This window comes from Psychrobacter sp., from assembly GCF_036731945.1.
GTDB lineage: Bacteria > Pseudomonadota > Gammaproteobacteria > Pseudomonadales > Moraxellaceae > Psychrobacter.
This window is the reverse complement of sequence record NZ_DAINDI010000061.1, coordinates 8,124-12,497: the sequence shown is the minus strand read 5'-3', so window position 1 is coordinate 12,497 and position 4,374 is coordinate 8,124. Positions and strand designations below refer to the sequence as shown.

Below are 4,374 nucleotides of genomic sequence, written 5' to 3'. Positions count from 1 at the left end.
GGTGGTATTGGCCTTGGTCGCCAATGTGCCAATTAATAAAAATGCTGTATCGGGTGCCATACTGACCTCGTAAGTAAAATAGCTAACTTACTAATTGTGTAAAAAATGATAGAAAGTATTCTTTGTTACTATATTTATTTAAAAATAAATTCATTTAAATTTACTTTATATTTTTGATTGCCACGGCTGAGGTTTATCGAGAAGTGAGACTGCTAAAGGTTGATGAGAGTCCTTTTGCCATTTGACTGAACGGCTACCAATTAAAGTATCTAGCTTTAGCAAAAAATTAGCGCGTGGCAAGGTTTCAGCTCCCAAACTTAATAAATGGTCGTTTGGTAGTTGACAGTCTACCAATTGGACATTGCTTTGCTCACATAAACTCATTAAGCCCCAAAAAGCGAGCTTTGAAGCATTTGAAGCGACATGAAACATCGACTCACCAAAATAAATACCGCCTATTTTTAAGCCGTATAAACCGCCAATCAATTGCTGCTTATCATCCCAAACCTCAATGCTATGGGCAAAGCCTTGTGTGTGTAGCTCAGTATATGCGTCAATCATTTCACTATGAATCCAAGTATGTTCGCCCTCGGGTAGCGAGTCATTGAAACCATCGCTACGCGGTAAGCTACAAGCATGAATAACGTCATTAAAAGCTTGGTTAAGGGTCAATTGCCAACGACTGCGACCCGCTTGTTTGCGTAGTGATTTACTAGGCTTATAATCCGTTGGCAGCATAACGCAGCGCGGCTCAGGACACCACCACGCGATAGGCTCATCTTCATTAAACCACGGGAATAATCCCTGCGCATAAGCAGAAATTAGCGTTTCAGGCGCTAAATCTCCACCGACAGCAACGATACCGATGCCATCAGGATCCACCATCATAGGATCGGGAAAGTTATAACGCCCAAGACTTTTTATGTATTGACGAAAATTTTCAGGCGCTATAGCAGCCGCATTAATATTAATGCGGTCGTTATCTTTAGCAAAATCGCTCATTTATGCTTCTTTATCTTCAGTCAATGTGGAAGCATAAGTGTGGTCACGAGCGACTGTTTCACCCATTGCATCCAAATATTTTTCGGCATCAAGTGCTGCCATACAGCCCGTACCCGCTGAGGTAATCGCTTGACGATAAACGTGGTCAGCGACGTCACCCGCGGCAAATACGCCTTCGATACTGGTTTGCGTGGCATTTCCATTTAGACCGCTATTAACGATTAAGTAGCCGTCTTTCATATCTAGCTGACCTTTGAATAAATCTGTATTTGGCTTATGACCAATGGCGACAAACATACCAAATACGTCTAATTGCTTGGTACTACCATCAAGCATCGATTCGATAATCAAACCGTTGACGCCCATATCATCACCGACGACTTCGCGAACTTTGTGGTTCCATTCGATTTTAATGTTACCGTTTTTGACTTTTTCAAACAGCTTATCTTGCAGGATTTTCTCAGAGCGCAAGCTGTCGCGGCGATGGACTAGCGTCACTTCAGAAGCGATATTTGATAAATATAAAGCCTCTTCAACGGCGGTATTGCCACCACCAATGACTGCTACTTTTTGGTTTTTATAAAAGAAACCATCACAGGTGGCACAAGCTGATACGCCAAGGCCGCGGAATTTGCTTTCTGACTCTAAGCCTAAATACTGCGCTGATGCGCCCGTTGAGATAATCAGGGCATCACAAGTATAGCTACCGTTATTACCGATTAGCGTAAAAGGACGCTCATTCAAATTGACTTCATTGATATGGTCGTAGATCAGTTCGGTACCAAAGCGCTCGGCATGGGCTTTCATACGATCCATAAGCGCAGGACCGGTCAAATCGTGGGCATCGCCCGGCCAGTTATCGACTTCAGTAGTCGTGGTCAGCTGCCCGCCAACCTCTAAACCTGTGACCATAACAGGCTTTAGGTTGGCGCGTGCTGCATAAACGGCAGCGGCGTAACCGGCAGGGCCTGAGCCTAAAATAATGAGTTTTTCGTGGCGCGGAGCCGTGTTATCAGTTGCCATAAAATTTCCTTGCTTGCTATCTAAATAAGAAATATAAAAATTAAAATACGTGGTACAAATGATAAATGTTATAAAAAATAGTCGCTAAAAATCGCGATGAATATGGTTTTTCTTATTGCTGTGTGATAATAACATAAGGGCTGAGGGCAAAAAGTGCAAGTTTGCTAAAATGAATATGGGTATCATTAGAATCAAAGCACAGAGCGCTTAAAAATTGCTCTTAAAATGAAAGCATACTTTTTCATTGCATACTGGTTTATTACTGAAAGATGTGGCGAATGTTCGGTTAATGACTGTATTTTTTGCTCAACCGCTTAATAATTGATTTTCTTCTGCGCTTTCTTGATAACGTAGTCGCCACTACGTCTATGTATTTGTTATTATAAGAAGTTATGCAAGCGTAATGGTGAGTGAATAACGCAGCAAGTTAGACGATGACTTATACACTGCTTTTATACATTGTCACTTAATAGTAGAAAATTATTTCAAATGAAAAATTTCAATTATAAGCTACAAGCATTTATCTTATTAACGAGCACTAACGAGCATTAGCAACGAGTATTGACAACAAGGCAGATCTTACGTGATATCAGCACCACTTATTGAGTATTTAAAAAAGGGCATATTTACCCTGCTTGGGTTAATACTGGCGGTTTATTTGTTCGTCATTTTGATGACGTATACGGGTAACGATCCGAGCTGGTCGCATATTAGCAGTGACATGACGACCGTGAATAACATGGGCGGCGAGATGGGCGCTTGGCTATCAGATTTGCTCTATAGCTTCTTTGGGTTTGGTGCTTGGTGGTTGCTGGCGTTTTTGGTTTATGAGTCGGTGCTGATTTGGTGGGATAATAAACCAACGTTTTGGTTATTACGTGTCGTGGCTTATGTATTTTTGCTCTTAAGTGCCAGCGCCTTATTTGCGCAATTGGTGGCGCTGGTGCAGCAAGTGGCAGACCCGATGACATCAGGGCTTAAAGGCGTTGCTGGCGGTATTATTGGGCTTGAGCTGCAAGCACGTTTGGCACAGCTGTTATCGCAGTGGGGTAGTGTAATATTTTTGACAGTATTTGTGGTGATTACTGCCACATTTGCTTTTAATATTCATTGGTTAGCGATTTATCAAAAAATCAAAACGTGGTCATGGCGCGATACTGCGGCTCGAGATAGTGCGGTTCAAGGTAGTGAGAGTAAGCGAGCAAATAGACAAGCTGCGCCAACAGCGTCTGAGCAACAGCAAAATGATCAAAGTGTGAGCGATGAAAAAGCGGCGCAAGAATTACCCCTTGATTTGTCAGCTACTGACCATGCTAATCATGCTCAAACCGCCGATAAAAGTGGGCGCTTTAACAACGTATTAAAAGATTTTTTAGCGACATCGGGTCTCGGTGCTAGCGTTAAAGCGTCTATGTCAGCGGCGGCAGCAGTAGCACAAACGGCAACGAATAACGCAGCGCAAGATGAGCAATTGCAACCAGCTTCTGCTAATCCAAGTAATTTTAGTCATGCCAATCAATCGCAAGCGTCAATGGCTACTATAAAAACAGCTAATGTAAATTCTATTACCGCTCCTGCACGTAAAGTTGAACCAAGTTTTGCTTGGAACGATGCTGATACGGTTGAGGACTTGTTGGCGCGTGAAGCAATGGCTGAGCAAGAGACGTTTGGTTACGATTCTGCTGCTACGATTAATGCTTTTGATGATATTAATGATGAAGATGACATCACAAAAAGCATTGATTTAGCAGTTGATAGCTCAGCAGTTAATAACTTAGCAGATGCGTGGTTAGCAGAACATGCCGCAGTGCCAATAGCGTCTGAGTTAGAACAGAAACAAACCGTCATTGAAGCGCCAGTAATGCCTTTCACCAAGGAGCAAAAAATAGCAGAGGATTTAATCGGTAATGACAGTGATAATTCAATGGATGACTTTTCTGAAGCTTGGTCTATCGAAGACTCTGAGTTTACCAATAACTCTGAGCCATCTACCCAACATGAAGTAGCTAATGACTGGCAGGCAGATAACGCTGCTCTAGCCGATGAAATCAGTGAAACCGTTGACATGACGCCGACCAATACGCCGCCTGCCAATCCTAAATTAGCGCCGACGGTGGATACTGGTACTTCGGTGACCAATACTGCTCCGGTGGCCGCTAAACCGACCGTAAGCTTTGCAGTGCCAGAGGGTGATAGCAGCAATCATATTACTGACATGGTGCCAGAAGATGACAGCCGAGCTGACGACACTGATCTGCCGGTAATGCCGCATATTAGTGATGATGCCGCTTTTAGTCAAAAATCACGCTCGATGCAAACCGCCGCTTATCGTGGCAGCCTGACGCCGAT

At 43.2% G+C, this 4,374-nt stretch carries 3 protein-coding genes; 1 reads left to right on the top strand and 2 read right to left on the bottom strand.

Going from position 1 to position 4,374, the window contains the following annotated elements:
• Positions 1–165: 165 nt before the first annotated feature.
• On the bottom strand, positions 166–1,002 hold the full coding sequence (gene aat, locus V7D75_RS11605) for a leucyl/phenylalanyl-tRNA--protein transferase (protein ID WP_333614682.1): 837 nt from the start codon (positions 1,000–1,002) through the stop codon (positions 166–168).
• Positions 1,003–2,025, bottom strand: coding sequence for a thioredoxin-disulfide reductase (trxB, locus tag V7D75_RS11600; protein ID WP_333614681.1), 1,023 nt, complete (start codon positions 2,023–2,025; stop codon positions 1,003–1,005). It abuts the gene before it with no gap.
• Positions 2,026–2,608: 583 nt separating this feature from the next.
• On the opposite strand from trxB, the gene V7D75_RS11595 reads away from it, so the two are divergent.
• On the top strand, positions 2,609–4,374 hold a 1,766-nt coding region (locus V7D75_RS11595; protein WP_333614680.1), incomplete at its 3' end, for a DNA translocase FtsK 4TM domain-containing protein.